Origin of the sequence: Achromobacter mucicolens (genome assembly GCF_902859725.1) — a bacterium.
GTDB classification, from domain to species: domain Bacteria; phylum Pseudomonadota; class Gammaproteobacteria; order Burkholderiales; family Burkholderiaceae_B; genus Achromobacter; species Achromobacter mucicolens.
This window is the reverse complement of sequence record NZ_CADIJP010000006.1, coordinates 82,895-96,786: the sequence shown is the minus strand read 5'-3', so window position 1 is coordinate 96,786 and position 13,892 is coordinate 82,895. Positions and strand designations below refer to the sequence as shown.

Sequence of the window (13,892 nt, the reverse complement as noted above, 5' to 3'; positions counted from 1 at the left end):
TTCGAACTGTCGCCGGCGGCCGGAAGCATCCGGCCGCCACAGTCGGCATCACAGGCTGGGTAAAAGGCCCGGGGGCATCAGGCCGTTCATGACCTGCGCGGCGAGCAGCCCGCTGGCTGCCGCGATGTCGGGCGCGAAGAAGCGGTCTTCTTCGTAGTGGGGCACTTTGTCGCGCAGCGCGCGGCGCGCCTGTTCCAGTTGCGGAGAGGTCTTGAGCCCCTCGCGGAAATCCAGCCCCTGGCACGCGCCCAGCCATTCGATGGCCAGAATGTCGCGCACGTTGTCGGCCATGGCCCACAGACGCTTGCCCGCGTTGGGCGCCATCGAGACGTGGTCTTCCTGGTTGGCCGACGTGGGCATGCTGTCCACGCTGGCCGGATGCGCCAAGGCCTTGTTGTCGCTGGCCAGCGCCGCCGCCGTCACCTGGGCGATCATGAAGCCGGAGTTCACGCCGCCCTTGCGGACCAGGAACGGCGGCAATTGCGACATGTGCTTGTCCATCATCAGCGCGATGCGCCGTTCCGACAGGGCGCCGATCTCGGCCAGCGTCAGCGCCAGGTTGTCGGCGACCAGGGCGACGGGCTCTGCATGGAAGTTGCCGCCCGAGATGACGTCGCCCTGTTCGACGAACACGAGGGGGTTGTCGGAGACGGCGTTGGCTTCGATCTGGAGCACCTGGGCCGCGTGGCGGATCTGCGTGAGGCAGGCGCCCATGACCTGGGGCTGGCAACGCAGGGAGTAGGGGTCTTGCACCTTGCCGCAGTCGGCATGGGAATGGCCGACTTCGCTGTCCTCGCCCAGCAGGCTGCGGTAGACGGCAGCCACGTCGATCTGGCCGGTCTGGCCGCGCGCGGCGTGAATGCGGGCGTCGAAAGGTGTGCGCGAGCCCAGCATGGCTTCGACGCTGAGGCTGCCGCAAACAAGGCCGGCCGCCATCATGTCTTCGGCTTCGAACAGACCGCGCAGGGCAAACGCGGTGGACACCTGGGTGCCGTTCAGAAGCGCCAGTCCTTCCTTGGCGGCAAGCGTCAACGGCGTCAGGCCGGCGCGCGCCAGGGCGTCGCGCGCGGGCAGCCATTCGCCCTGATGGCGCGCCTGGCTTTCGCCCAGCAGCACCATCGACATGTGGGCAAGCGGGGCGAGGTCGCCCGAGGCGCCCACCGAACCCTTGAGAGGAATGTGGGGATAGACGCCTGTGTTGACCAAGGCAATCAGGCTGTCGATGACTTTGCGGCGCACACCGGAATAGCCGCGGGCCAGGCTGTTGATCTTCAGCACCATGATGAGGCGCACCATCGCGTCGTCCAGCGCCTCGCCCACGCCGGCGGCATGCGAACGCACCAGCGAAGTCTGCAAGGCCTGCAGGTCCTCGCGCGCGATCTTGGTGGAGGCCAACAGGCCAAAGCCGGTATTGATGCCGTAGACCGTGCGGCCTTCGGCGATGATGCGTTCAACCGTGGCCACGCTGGCGTCGATGCCCTGCGCGGCGCCGGGATCCAGCGTCAGGCGCACGGGCTGCCGGTAGGCGCGCCGCAGGTCGGCCAGCGTCAGGTGGCCCGGTTTCACATGCAATTCCATTTCCTCTTCTCCCACGCCGGTTGTCCGGCTGCTTGCGATCATTGTTGTGCGGTCAGTCGCGCTTGCCGGTCACCATGGGCAGGTTCAAGCCCTGCTCGCGAGCGCAATCGATGGCGATCTGGTAGCCGGCGTCCGCGTGCCGCATCACGCCCGTGGCCGGATCGTTGGTCAGCACCCGGGCGATACGCTCGGCGGCCGCGTCGGTGCCGTCGCACACGATCACCATGCCGGAATGCTGCGAGAAGCCCATGCCGACGCCGCCGCCGTGATGCAGCGAGACCCAGGTCGCGCCGCTGGCGGTATTGAGCAGCGCGTTGAGCAGCGGCCAATCGGACACCGCGTCCGAGCCGTCGCGCATGGACTCGGTTTCGCGGTTGGGGCTGGCGACGGAGCCGGAATCCAGGTGGTCCCGGCCAATTACGATGGGCGCCGACAGCTCGCCCGACCGGACCATCTCGTTGAATGCCAGGCCCAGCTTGGCGCGCGCGCCCAGGCCTACCCAGCAGATACGCGCGGGCAGCCCCTGGAAGCTGATGCGTTCGCGCGCCATGCTGAGCCAGCGGTGCAGGTGGGCGTCGTCGGGAATCAGTTCCTTGACCTTGGCGTCGGTCTTGTAGATGTCCTGGGGGTCGCCGGACAGCGCGGCCCAGCGGAACGGCCCCACGCCCCGGCAGAACAGCGGCCGGATGTAGGCCGGCACAAAGCCGGGAAAGTCGAATGCGTCGCCAACGCCTTCTTCCTTGGCCATCTGCCGGATGTTGTTGCCGTAGTCGAAGGTGGGGATGCCCTGCCGCTGGAATGCCAGCATGGCCTGCACATGCACGGCCATCGACTGCTTGGCGGCCTTGATGACCGCCGCGGGCTCGCGCTGCGCGCGATCGCGGTATTCCTGCCAGGCCCAGCCGGCGGGCAGGTAGCCGTTCAAGGGGTCGTGCGCGCTGGTCTGGTCGGTGACCATGTCGGGCCTGACGCCCCGGCGCACGAGCTCGGGCAGGATCTCGGCGGCGTTGCCGCAGAGCGCGACGGACACCGCTCGGCCTGCTTGCGTGTGTTTGGCGATGCGGGCCAGGGCGTCGTCCAGGTTGGCGGCCTGTTCGTCCACATAGCGCGTGCGCAGGCGGAAGTCGATCCGGCTTTGCTGGCATTCGATGTTGAGCGAGCACGCGCCCGCCAGCGTGGCCGCCAGGGGCTGCGCGCCGCCCATGCCGCCCAGGCCGGCGGTCAGGACCCAGCGCCCGGCGAGGTTGCCGCCGTAGTGCTGGCGGCCCGCTTCGACGAAGGTTTCGTACGTGCCCTGCACGATGCCCTGGCTGCCGATGTAGATCCAGCTGCCGGCGGTCATCTGGCCGTACATGGCCAGACCCTTGGCGTCCAGTTCGTTGAAGTGTTCCCACGTGGCCCAATGCGGAACAAGGTTCGAGTTGGCGATCAGCACGCGGGGCGCGTTGGCGTGCGTCTTGAAGACGCCCACCGGCTTGCCCGATTGCACCAGCAGCGTTTCGTCGTCGTTCAGGGCCGTAAGCGATTCGACGATCTTGTCGTAGCAATCCCAGTCGCGAGCCGCGCGGCCGATGCCGCCGTACACGACCAGCTCGTTCGGGTTCTCGGCCACGTCGGGGTCGAGGTTGTTCATGAGCATGCGCAAGGGCGCTTCGGTCAGCCAGCTCTTGGCCGTGAGCTGGCTGCCCCGCGGTGCGCGGATGAGGGCGTCGCGGAATCGGGTCGAAGGCTTCAAGTGTGTCTCCTGGATCGGGTCGAGGCGCGCGGTGATCCAGCGCCAAGGTGATCGAATCTTATGATGCCTATGGTTGTATAGACAAGAGTATATGACTTAATTTCGAATCAGGGATTACCCCAATGAAAAATGCCGAACCCCGTGGGGATTCGGCATTGGCGATAGCAGCAGGGGGCGCGCCGCAATGGCGCGGGCGTCACGTCGTGAACTTGCCTTCCAGGCGGTGGCGCGAGCCGGGGTGGATCAGCCGGGCCAGGGTCACCGCGCGGTCGCCGGACCAGGTGCGCCGGCTGATGAGCAGGCATGGCTCATCGCGTTCGATCTGCAGCAATTGGCACTCGCGCGGTTTGGCCAGGATTGCCTCGACCACGTGTTCGCCCGCGCTCAGAGGCGCCACGCGGGTCAGGTAGTCATAGGGCGTGCTTTGCGTGAAGTCTTGCTTCAGGTAGTCGGGCGCAAGGCGGACGTTGACGTAGCGGTCTTCCAGCTGGATCGGCACGTCGTCCTCGTAGTGGACGATGATCGAATGAAAGACCGGCTGCCCCGCACGGATTTCCAGCGCCTGGGCTTGTTCGGCGCCGGCCGGCTCTTCAGCCAGCCGCACCACGCGGCTGTGGTGCCGGTGGTTCCGCGCCGCGATCTCGTCGGCGATGTTGTTCACGGCAAACAGGGCCGAGCGCGCCTTGGGCTGCGCGACGAAGGTGCCGACGCCTTGCATCCGCACAAGCAGGCCTTCCGATGTCAATTCGCGCAGCGCGCGGTTGATCGTCATGCGGCTGAATCCCAGTTCCTCGACCAGTTCGGCTTCCGACGGCACGCGGTAATGCGCGGGCCAGGCGCCGCTGCGGATCTGCTGCGCAATCATCTGCTTGACCTGCGCGTACAGCGGAGCGGGCGGGGCGTTGGCTGGGACAGGCAATTTGGGGGGGGAATCAGCCACGGGGATCCTGGGTGTGTGACACGAAAAATTAAAATGCGGTCCTAGTATAGACAGGTACACATTGCCGGCGAACGGCCGGCAAAAGCCCATGGATGCGCGGGTTGGCTCGTCTCGGACGTGCGCGTCGCTGCATGAGAGCCGCGGCGCGCCAGCGTCTTTACGCTGTGACGACCCCGTTCTTCACGGCCAGGATGTGCGCCATGACGCTCACCGCGATCTCGGCGGGCGTCTTGCTGCCGATGTGCAGTCCGACCGGCGAGTGCAGCCGTTGAAGCGACGCTTCCGTTTCATCGAAGTGTTCCATGAACCTCTCGCGGCGGCTGGCGGCGTTGCGGCGTGAGCCGATGGCGCCCACATAGAAGGCTGGGCTGTGCAGCGCTTCCAGCAGGGCCATGTCGTCAAGCTTGGGGTCATGGCTGAGCGCCACGATGCAGGTTCGGGAATCGGGGGCGAGCGCGCGCACGGCGTCGTCGGGCATTTCGGTGGTGAAGGCCACGCCATCCACGGACCAGGTGCCCAAGTGCTCGATGCGCGGGTCGCACACGGTCACCGCGAAGTCATTGAACAGCGCCATGGTGGCGACGTACTCGGCCAGCGAGCCGGCGCCGATGAGGAGCAGCCGGTATTGGGGGCCCAGCGTGCTGGACAGCGTGACGCCATCGAAATGCAGGGCCTCGGGCGCCGATGCGTCGCCGAGCGTTACGGCCCCGGACGCGCAATCGACGGTCCGCTGCACGAGGCGGCCCGCCTCAAGCCGGCGGACCAGTGCGTCAAGCGCCGCGCCGTCGGGTTCGAATTCAAGCAGCAGCTCAAGCGTGCCGCCGCATGGCAGCCCGAAGCGGTGCGCCTCGTCGGCCGTGACGCCATAGCGCACGAGTTCGGGCGCCGACTGCGGAATGGCCCCGTCGCCGTAGGCCCGTGTGTAGCGGTGGATCAGGTCGTCCTCGATGCAGCCGCCGGAGACCGATCCGATGCAGCGGCCGTCCTCGCGCAGCACCATCATCGAGCCGACGGGCCGCGGCGACGACCCCCACGTCTTGACGACGGTGGCCAGCATGAGGCGATGACCTGTCACCTGCCAATCGCGCGCCGCGCGCAGCACGCGCACATCAACACTTTCCATCGGCGGGCTCCGGGCGGATAAGACATGCGGTCATGGCGGGCGGTCCTGTGCGGGGCGTAGTCGCGGGTTCCGCCATCATGCCACCTTGCGCACCGGCAGGCTGCGGATCCGCTTGCCGGTGGCGGCGAAGATGGCGTTGCACAGGGCGGGGGCCACGGGCGGCACCGGGGGCTCGCCCACGCCGCCCGGCGGCAATGCGTGATCGTCATTGACCAGGTGCGTGCGGATCACGCGCGGCGAGGCGTTATGGCGCAGGACTTCGTAGTCATGGAAGTTGCTTTGCTTCACGCGGCCTTTTTCGAAAGTGATTTCGCTGGTCAGCGCCAGGCCAAGGCCCATGATGGCGCCGCCTTCCATTTGCGCGCGGATGCGTTCGGGGTTGATCTGCGGGCCGCAGTCCATGGCCATGTCCACGGCGACGACTCGGACCTCGCCCTTGTCGTCCACCGCCACTTCGACGACCGTGGCCGTGTAGCTCATGAAGCTGTAGCAAAAGGCCAAACCCAGGCCATGTCCCTTGGGCAAGGTGCGGCCCCAGCCCGCGCCCTTGCACGCGGCCTCGATCACGCCGCGCAGGCGGCCGGTGTCGTACGGGTAGCGTTCAGGCGACTCGGTGTAGTTCCACGTGTCGGCCATCGTGCCCGGGTCGATCTGGCGGGCCGGGCCGATGAGGTCCAGCGCGAAGGCTTGCGGATCCTTGCCCGCGCGGTGCGCAAGCTCGTCGATGAAGCACTGGGCGGCGAAGGCATGGGGAATGTTGGCGACCGACCGGAACCAGCCGATGCGGGCGTGGGCGTCGACTTCGGCGGTCTCCACGCGCACGTTCGGAATGCGGTAGGGCATGTTGATCGCCGACATGGCCGATTCGAACATCTGCTGCCCCTTGGCGCCTTGCGCAAACAGCGACGCGATGGTGGGGGCGGCGCTGCGGTGCAGCCAGGATTGGACTTGTCCCTGCGCGTCCATGACGGCTTCCAGTCGCTCGACCGACACGGTGTGCAGATAGTCGTGATGAATATCGTCCTCGCGCGTCCAGACCAGCTTGACCGGCGTGCCGTCGGGCATGGCGCGGGCCACGATGGCGGCTTCGTCCACGAAGTCGGGCTTGGACTTGCGCCCGAAGCCGCCGCCCAGCAGCAACACGTTGACCTTGACGTTGGCGGGGTCCAGCTTCAGACGCGCAGCGACAGCGCTTTTAGCGGCGGCCGGATTCTGCACGGACGTCCAAACCTCGGCGCTGTTGCCCTTGATCTGCACGGTGGCGACCGGCGGTTCCATCGATGCGTGCGCCAGATGGGGCAAATAGTATTCCGCGGCCACGCGCTCGGCTTCGGGCGCCTTGGCCCAGGCATTGGCGGCGTCGCCCTGGTTGCGCATCGTCTTGCCGGGTGCGCGGGCCGCCGCCTGCAGCGTTTGCCGGTAGACGGCCGAGTCATAGCTGCCGTTCGGACCATCGTCCCATTCGATCTCCAACGCGTCGCGTCCCTGGCGGGCGGCCCAGGTGTTGCGCGCCACGACGGCCACGCCGCCCAGCGGCTGGAATGCGGGGGCGCCCTGCATGGGGGGAATCTCGACGACCTTCAGCACGCCGGGCACGGCCAGCGCCTTGGCGCTGTCGAAACGCCGCAGCCGGCCGCCCACGACGGGAGGCCGCGCCACGACCGCATAGACCATGCCGGTCAGGCGCATGTCCATGCCGTAGGTGGCTTGCCCTTTGCCGATGGCTTCGAGGTCCACGAGGCGAACCTGGTCCTTGCCGATGTACCGGAATGCGGACCGGTCCTTGAGCTTGAGCGCGTCGCTGGCCGGCACGGGCTGCTTGGCCGCGTCCGCCGCCAGATCGCCGTAGGACAGACGCCGGCCGGTGGGCGCATGCAGCACTTCATGCTGCTCTGCCTTGACCTCGGCAACGGGCACGGCCCAGCGTGCTGCTGCGGCGGCTTCCAGCATCTGGCGGGCCGCGGCGCCCACGCGACGCATCGGCATCAGGAAGTGCCGCATGCTGCGCGAGCCGTCCACGTTCTGATTGCCGTAGCGCGCTTCGTCGCCGGGCGCCTGCACGACCTTCACGCGTTCCCAGCGGGCTTCCATCTCGTCAGCCACCACCATCGGCAGGCTGGTGCGCACACCCGTGCCCATTTCCGCGCGGTGCGCCACGATGGTGACCGTGCCGTCGGCGGCGATGCTGACAAAGACCAGTGGGTCGTCCACGGTGCCGCCAGGCATGCTGTCGGCGCCATACGCCTTGGCGGCCGGCTCGGCGGCCACCGCGGTCGTGACCCACCCCTTGGCCGTGACGGCAAGCGTCAAGACGCCCAGGCTGCCCTGCAGGAAAGCGCGGCGCGAAAGTTGAGCGGCGGCGGTCATTGCTTGCCTCCTTGGGCGAGGCGGCTAGCGGCTTGTTGAATGGCGGCCAGGATGCGCGGGTAGGTGCCGCAGCGGCAGATGTTGCCGCTCATGGCGTCCGCGATCTCCTGTTCGGTGGGAGTGGGGTTGGCCTTCAGCAGGCTCACCGCCGTCATGATCTGGCCCGCCTGGCAGTAGCCGCATTGCGCGACGTTGTTGTCGACCCAGGCCGTCTGCACCGCGCGGCCGACCGGATCGGCATCCATGCCTTCAATGGTCGACAGCTGGCGGCCGGAAGCCACCGAGACGGGGGTAAGGCAGGCGCGCACGGGCGTGCCATCGATATGCACCGTACAGGCGCCGCACAGCGCCATGCCGCATCCGAACTTGGTGCCGGTCATGCCCAGCTCGTCGCGCAGAACCCATAGGATCGGCATGTCGTCCGGGACGTTGACGTCCTGGGTCTGGCCGTTGATTTGCAGTTGCGTCATGGGGGCAATTCCTGAGAGGCACGGCACAGTCGCCTTGCCTCGGGTGGGGGAATAACTTCTTGAGTCCGGAATTTTGCCGAAAAAATCCCGGTTTTATTCATTAGCCCTACTAATAGGTCTGTTAAGGACCGGTTATGCCTGTGCGGAAACCGGCCCCCTGGCGTCACTTGCCTGCTGGCGCCCGCAGATGCCGGTCCAGTGCCGCCGTAGCACGGCGAGCCATCTGCGGGTCAGCGCGAGAGGCCAAGATGTCGGCAAGCTGGCGCAACTGCGGCGCCGTCAGTCCGACGTTCATGCTGATCCGCACATGCGCCTGCAATTGCGACTCCACGCCTTCCATTGCGGCCAGCATGCTGACTGTGGCGATCTCGCGGCTTTGCCAGTCCAGGTTGTCGCGTTCGAAGATATCGCCAAAGAGGTGCGTGCGCAGGTATTCATTGGCCAGCGGGGCGAAGTCGAATAAGGGGCCCTGAACCGGACCGCCGGAAAGCTTGGTTTGATTGGCGGTGCCTGCTGCCAGCAACGCGGCGCCCTGGGGGATTGGGCGGATGGGCTCGGCGCCGGGCGCGTCCCGGACGCCACGCTGTTCGCGGGCCTGCAGCACTTTCATCAATTCGCTCAGCGCATTCAGGCTACGCGGAAAGCCGGCATAGGCGTAGAGCTGGATCAGGACCTCCTTGGCGTCGCTGACTGTCATGCCGGCATCCAGGCCCTGCTCGAGCGCGGCGTTGAGCCGGGGGATGTCGCCCGCTGCCGCAAACGCGGCAATGGGCACGATCGCCGCCTGCCGGGCCGAGAGCGAGGCGGGGGATTCTGCTAAGGACTGGGCGGTTGCGGTCACGTTGGGATTTCCTTGGGCGTGGACGGGCAGGTCAACGGCAGTGGCCAAACCAACGGCTGCAACCAGTGCGCCAGCGCGAAATCGCCGCGTGCTGCCATCAGCGGGCGGAGTATTGTTCATCGCTGACCTTCTCCATCCAGTTAACGTTCTTGCCGTCCGCTGACGCAGTGACGGCCAGGTGAGTCATTGCCGTACCAGGTGCTGCGCCGTGCCAGTGCTTGACGCCGGGCGGGCAGTCGATCACGTCGCCCGGACGGATGACTTGCACGGGTTTGTCCCATTCCTGGGTCAAGCCGACGCCCGAGGTCACCACAAGCCGCTGACCGGCGGGGTGCGTGTGCCATGCCGAGCGGGCGCCGGGCTCGAACGTGACGAGCGAGCCAGACGCGTTCAGATCCTTGTCGGCGGCCCAGACGGGGTCGATGCGCACGCGGCCGGTGAAGTAGTCGTTCGGGCCTGCAATGGAGGCCTGATCGCCAGCGCGCGTGATGTGCTGGGCGGCCGGCACACCGCTGCGCGGCGGTTCTGCGGCTTGGGCCGCCGCCGTCTGAACGAGCGCGGCGCACACCGCGAGTTTGCTCACTTGGTTCTGCATGTTCTATTGCCTTGGGTTGATTGAACGGCGCGCTTGGAAGCGCGCGCCGTGCCGGGCTTGGCAGGGGCGCCGACCCGCATTCGACGCCCACCCAATGCACTGTATGATCTGGCGAATTAGATGAGAAGACCGCAAAATCCGGATGCCCTGGTGCACAGGATTCACCAATGCCGAAAGAGAATCTCAATGACCTGCAGGCCTTCGTCGCGGTTGCGCAGGCGCGAAGCTTTACCCGCGCGGCAGCCCAGCTTGGCGTGTCGCGCTCGGCACTAAGCCACGCCATGCTTGCGCTCGAAGCGCGCCTGGACGTGCGCCTGCTTACCCGAACGACGCGCAGCGTTTCTCCCACCGAAGCGGGCGCCAGGCTGCTGAGCGTCCTGAGCCCCCGGCTAAGCGAAATACAGCAGGAACTGGAGTCGCTGACCGCAATGCGCGACAAGCCTGCGGGCACGGTGCGCATCACCGCGCATGACCATGCCATCGTGACGGCGCTGTGGCCGCGCCTGTTGCCGCTGTTGCGGCAGTATCCCGACGTGCAGATCGAATTCAGCGTGGACTACGCGATGACCGACATTGCCGCGCACCAGTTCGACGCTGGGGTGCGAGTGGGAAATCGCGTGGACAAGGACATGATCGCGGTGCGTATCGCACCCGACCTGCGCATGGCGGTGGCCGCGTCGCCGGGCTATCTGGCTGGCCGAACCTTGCCCGTCACGCCACAGGATCTGACCGGCCACCAGTGCGTCAATCTGCGGCTGCCCACGCACGGCGGGCTGTATGCGTGGGACTTTGAGAGGGATGGACGCGCACTGAGCGTTCGCGTGAGCGGGCAGACGGTTTTCAACAACACGTTCCTTATGCTGCAGGCGGCGCTCGATGGCATGGGTCTGGCCTATGTGCCTTACGACCTGGTTCAACCACACATTGAAGCGGGCCGGCTAGCGCCCGTATTGCAGGATTGGTGGCCAGTCTTTCCCGGGTATCACCTTTACTACGCAAACCGTCGTCAGCTTTCGCCGGCGTTGGCGCTGGTTATCGAGGCACTGCGCTACGACGCGTCCGGCCGGTAAAGCACGGCGCGCATGTCGGATGAAGCGCCCAACCGCCGTGACAGGTCGTCGGCGCGTTCCAGGATCATGGCCTCGAACGCCTTGGCATCGACAGTATTGAGCCGTGCCGAGGGGCCGGCAATGGTCAGCGCGCCGACGAAGCGGTCTTCCTGGCCGATGACCGGAACAGACCAGGACGACGTATACGGATCGCGCGCGCCGCACGAGAAGATCGGCAGGCGGACCTGATCGCGCCGTTCGCCTTGCGCCCAGATCGCAAAGACCTGGCCCGTGGATGATTTGTCGGGTGGCATCACGCTGCCGGCAATGACCTGGCTGTGCAGGCCTTCGTGCGGCTGGTGCCGGAAAAGGCACAGGCGCTGGCCCGGTTCTCCGCCTTCTACGTAATACGCCGCGCTTTCACCGGTGTCTGCCGACAGCCGCTCCAGCACCGGCATGACGACGGCCTCCAGGTCGAAGCCGCGCTCGTAGACCCGCGCCAGGAACAGCACGCGCGGGCCCAGCCCATAGCGGCCGTCGGGCTCGCGCACCACATAGCCGCAGCGCGCCAGCGAATTGAGCAGGCGAAAGATCGTCGTCTTGTGCAAGGGAAGGCGGGTTGCGAAATCGGCCAGCGACAGGTGCTCCGCGCCGGGACGAAAGCAGTCCAGCACGCTGAGCGCGCGTTCAACGGCCACGACGCCATCATTGCTCATGAATTCTCCAAGAGGTGCATTTTTGCTTGCTGATTGTACGTAATACAACGTCGTTTCGTAAATTTAAAATGCACCCAGTCTGTTGATTCGGGAGGCCGGGATGGCAAATTCGATGGTGGTGGTAACTGCCCATGTGGGCGATTTTGTCTGGCGCTGTGGTGGCGCGATGGCCCTGCACGCGCAGCGTGGCGTACAGGTGCATCTGGTCTGCCTGAGCTATGGCGAAAACGGAGAGTCCAACTCGGCGTGGAAAGGCGATACGCAGCGCGAGGCGGTCAAGGCCCAGCGTCACGCCGAAGCGCAAGCCGCCGCCCAGATCCTGGGCGTGAGCAGCGTGGATTTTCACGACCTGGGCGACTATCCGCTGCCCGACTCGCCGGACGCCGTGCGCCGCATCTCCGAGACGCTGCGCCGCACGAAGCCGGCGGTGGTGCTCACCCACCCCGAGCACGATCCTTCCAACCTCGATCACTGCCGCACGTTCGAAATGACGCTGCGCGGCCGCATGCAGGCGATGGCGCCGGGGCATGGCGCCGATTTCGTGGTGCCGCCGCAAGTGTTGTGCTTTGAGCCGCATCAGACCGAGTTGTGCGGCTTCAAGCCCAATGTGCTGCTGGACATCACGGAGGTGTGGGAGCGCAAGTGGCAAGCCATGCAGGCCATGCCGACGCAAAGCAACCTGTGGGCGTACTACGAGCGTGTCGCGCTGCAACGCGGCGCGCAGGCCGGGCGCCGGGGCAAAACGGCGGGCACGCGCTATGGCGAGGCCTATCAGAGCATTTTCCCGGCCGTGGTTTCGGCCTTGATGGAGTGACCCCATGCGCGACATCCACGAATCCGGCTTGACCAGCACATTGCTGGCGGACGCCGGCGCGCGCTATCTGCGTGCGGCGATCAAACCCCTGCGTGCGGGATGGACTTTGCGCGGCCGCGCGCTGACGGTGTCGGTCCCGGCGGGCGACAACCTGGCGATCCACGCGGCGCTCGCGCTTGCGCAACCCGGCGATGTGCTGGTGGTGGATGCGCAGGGCTACACCGAACGCGCGGTGATGGGCGGAATCATGTGTGCGCAGGCCGCCGCAAGCGGCATCGCCGGCGTGGTGATCGACGGGGCGGTGCGCGACGCGGCAGAGCTGCGCCAGGGCCTGCTGCCCGTGTTCGCCGCTGCGATATCGCCAGCGGGGCCCGCCAAGGCCGGCGGCGGCAGTGTGAACCGCCAGATCCAGTGCGGCGGTGTGCGCGTCGATCCGGGCGACTGGATCCTGGGCGATGACGACGGGTTGGTCGTGGTCGCCCCGGCGGAAATGGACGCGATGGTTGCGGCAGCCTTGACCAAAGCCGGCGCCGAAGCCCGCCGCATGGCCGCCATCGCGCGCGGCGAACTGCGGCCCGTGTGGCTTGACGACGCGCTGGCCAAGGCCACGCTGGACGTTGGGCCGTCGCTGCCTGCGTCCGAATAACAGCTATTCAATACAACAGGAGGAAGACAATGAACTTCAAGCACACGCTGGGCGCGATTGCCCTGATGGCGGGCCTTGCGCCCTTTGCCGCGGCCAACGCCGACTATCCCGAAAGGCCGATACGCATGATCGTGCCGTTCGCGGCAGGCGGCCCCGCGGACATGGTGGGACGCGAATTCGCCAAGCTGTTTGGCGAAAAGCTGGGGCAGCCCGTGGTGGTCGTGAATGCGGGCGGCGGTCACGGCGTGCCGGCGTTGAACCAGGTGCTGGGGGCCGAAGCGGACGGCTATACGCTGCTCATGCCTGCCTCGGGCAACATGACGGTGCCGTCCAAGGCCATGCAGGGCAAGAAGGTGCTGGAAGTGCTGGCGCCGATCAGCCTCTTGACCGAAAGCCCGCACGTCCTGGTGGTGAACGCGCAGTTGCCGGTGAATTCGGTGCCGGAACTCGTCGATTACGCGCGCGCCCATCCCGGCAAGGTCAATTTCGGGTCGGCAGGCGTGGGCGGCGTGGCGCATCTGGGCATGGAACTGTTCAAGAGCAAGGCCAAGGTGGACGTGGTGCACGTGCCGTACCGGGGCACCTCGCAAGTGCTGACCGACCTGGCCTCGGGTCAGGTTCAGGCGCTGTTCAGCAGCATGCCGTCGCTCAAGCCCATGATCGACAAGGGGTCGGTGAAGGCACTGGCGATGAGCGCGCCGAGCAAGGGCGCGGATACCGCGAAGCTGCCCCTGATTTCCCAGACCTTGCCGGGCGTGTCGTACACGACCTGGTACGCACTCTTTGCCAAGGCGGGCACGCCGCCCGAGGTGCTGGCCAAGTTGAACGCGGCGGTGGTTGACACGCTGAAGAATCCCGAGCTGAACCAGAAGTTCGAGTCGCAGGGCGTGGAGTTTGTCTCCAGCACGCCGCAGCAGCTTGCCGACACGGTGCGGCGCGACACCGCGCAGTGGACGGCGCTGATTGACGAAGCCGGCATCGAAATCGAATAGGCATCGCGTGGCGAAGCGGGGAGGGC

The 13,892-nt window shown here is 66.6% G+C and carries 13 protein-coding genes; 4 read left to right on the top strand and 9 right to left on the bottom strand.

All coding sequences use genetic code 11. From position 1 onward, the window contains the following. Positions 1-48 precede the first annotated feature (48 nt). The 8 genes from hutH to HV786_RS09100 all read right to left on the bottom strand — a co-directional run bounded on the left by hutH (position 49) and on the right by HV786_RS09100 (position 9,649). Positions 49-1,578 (bottom strand): histidine ammonia-lyase, encoded by a 1,530-nt coding sequence (gene hutH, locus HV786_RS09135; protein WP_128829177.1) that lies wholly within the window; start codon positions 1,576-1,578, stop codon positions 49-51. 52 nt (positions 1,579-1,630) lie between these two features. Next, positions 1,631-3,313 (bottom strand): urocanate hydratase, encoded by a 1,683-nt coding sequence (gene hutU, locus HV786_RS09130; RefSeq protein ID WP_128829178.1) that lies wholly within the window; start codon positions 3,311-3,313, stop codon positions 1,631-1,633. Between the two features lie 196 nt (positions 3,314-3,509). After that, entirely contained in the window at positions 3,510-4,253 is a 744-nt protein-coding gene (gene hutC, locus HV786_RS09125) for a histidine utilization repressor (protein WP_418910144.1), read from the bottom strand. Positions 4,254-4,410: 157 nt separating this feature from the next. Continuing rightward, entirely contained in the window at positions 4,411-5,376 is a 966-nt protein-coding gene (locus tag HV786_RS09120) for an XdhC family protein (protein ID WP_128829179.1), read from the bottom strand. Positions 5,377-5,451: 75 nt separating this feature from the next. Continuing rightward, entirely contained in the window at positions 5,452-7,743 is a 2,292-nt protein-coding gene (locus HV786_RS09115; protein WP_128829180.1) for a xanthine dehydrogenase family protein molybdopterin-binding subunit, read from the bottom strand. Beyond that, complete coding sequence (locus HV786_RS09110) at positions 7,740-8,213, bottom strand: (2Fe-2S)-binding protein (protein ID WP_056323189.1); 474 nt, start codon at positions 8,211-8,213, stop codon at positions 7,740-7,742. Before HV786_RS09110 ends, HV786_RS09115 begins: the two co-directional genes overlap by 4 nt. Before the next feature lie 163 nt (positions 8,214-8,376). After that, positions 8,377-9,174 (bottom strand): carboxymuconolactone decarboxylase family protein, encoded by a 798-nt coding sequence (locus HV786_RS09105; protein WP_128829181.1) that lies wholly within the window; start codon positions 9,172-9,174, stop codon positions 8,377-8,379. Next, positions 9,152-9,649, bottom strand: a complete 498-nt coding sequence (locus tag HV786_RS09100) for a (R)-mandelonitrile lyase (protein ID WP_128829182.1) — start codon at positions 9,647-9,649, stop codon at positions 9,152-9,154. Before HV786_RS09100 ends, HV786_RS09105 begins: the two co-directional genes overlap by 23 nt. Positions 9,650-9,816: 167 nt before the next feature. Between HV786_RS09100 and HV786_RS09095 the strand changes: the two genes are divergently transcribed. Next, a complete protein-coding gene (locus HV786_RS09095) occupies positions 9,817-10,719 on the top strand; it encodes a LysR family transcriptional regulator (RefSeq protein WP_128829183.1) in 903 nt (300 codons plus the stop codon). On the opposite strand, the gene HV786_RS09090 is transcribed toward HV786_RS09095, so the two are convergent. Further along, positions 10,698-11,414, bottom strand: a complete 717-nt coding sequence (locus HV786_RS09090; protein WP_128829184.1) for an IclR family transcriptional regulator — start codon at positions 11,412-11,414, stop codon at positions 10,698-10,700. The genes HV786_RS09095 and HV786_RS09090 overlap by 22 nt on opposite strands. A 100-nt stretch (positions 11,415-11,514) precedes the next feature. On the opposite strand from HV786_RS09090, the gene HV786_RS09085 reads away from it, so the two are divergent. The 3 genes from HV786_RS09085 to HV786_RS09075 are packed head-to-tail and all read left to right on the top strand — an operon-like array spanning position 11,515 to position 13,866. Continuing rightward, on the top strand, positions 11,515-12,228 hold the full coding sequence (locus HV786_RS09085; RefSeq protein WP_128829185.1) for a PIG-L deacetylase family protein: 714 nt from the start codon (positions 11,515-11,517) through the stop codon (positions 12,226-12,228). A 4-nt stretch (positions 12,229-12,232) separates the two neighbouring features. Then, positions 12,233-12,874 carry an RraA family protein gene (locus tag HV786_RS09080; protein ID WP_128829186.1) on the top strand — a complete coding sequence of 214 codons (642 nt, stop codon included), beginning with the start codon at positions 12,233-12,235 and terminating at the stop codon, positions 12,872-12,874. A gap of 29 nt (positions 12,875-12,903) precedes the next feature. Further along, positions 12,904-13,866 carry a Bug family tripartite tricarboxylate transporter substrate binding protein gene (locus HV786_RS09075; RefSeq protein WP_063954372.1) on the top strand — a complete coding sequence of 321 codons (963 nt, stop codon included), beginning with the start codon at positions 12,904-12,906 and terminating at the stop codon, positions 13,864-13,866. The last annotated feature ends 26 nt before the right edge of the window (positions 13,867-13,892 follow it).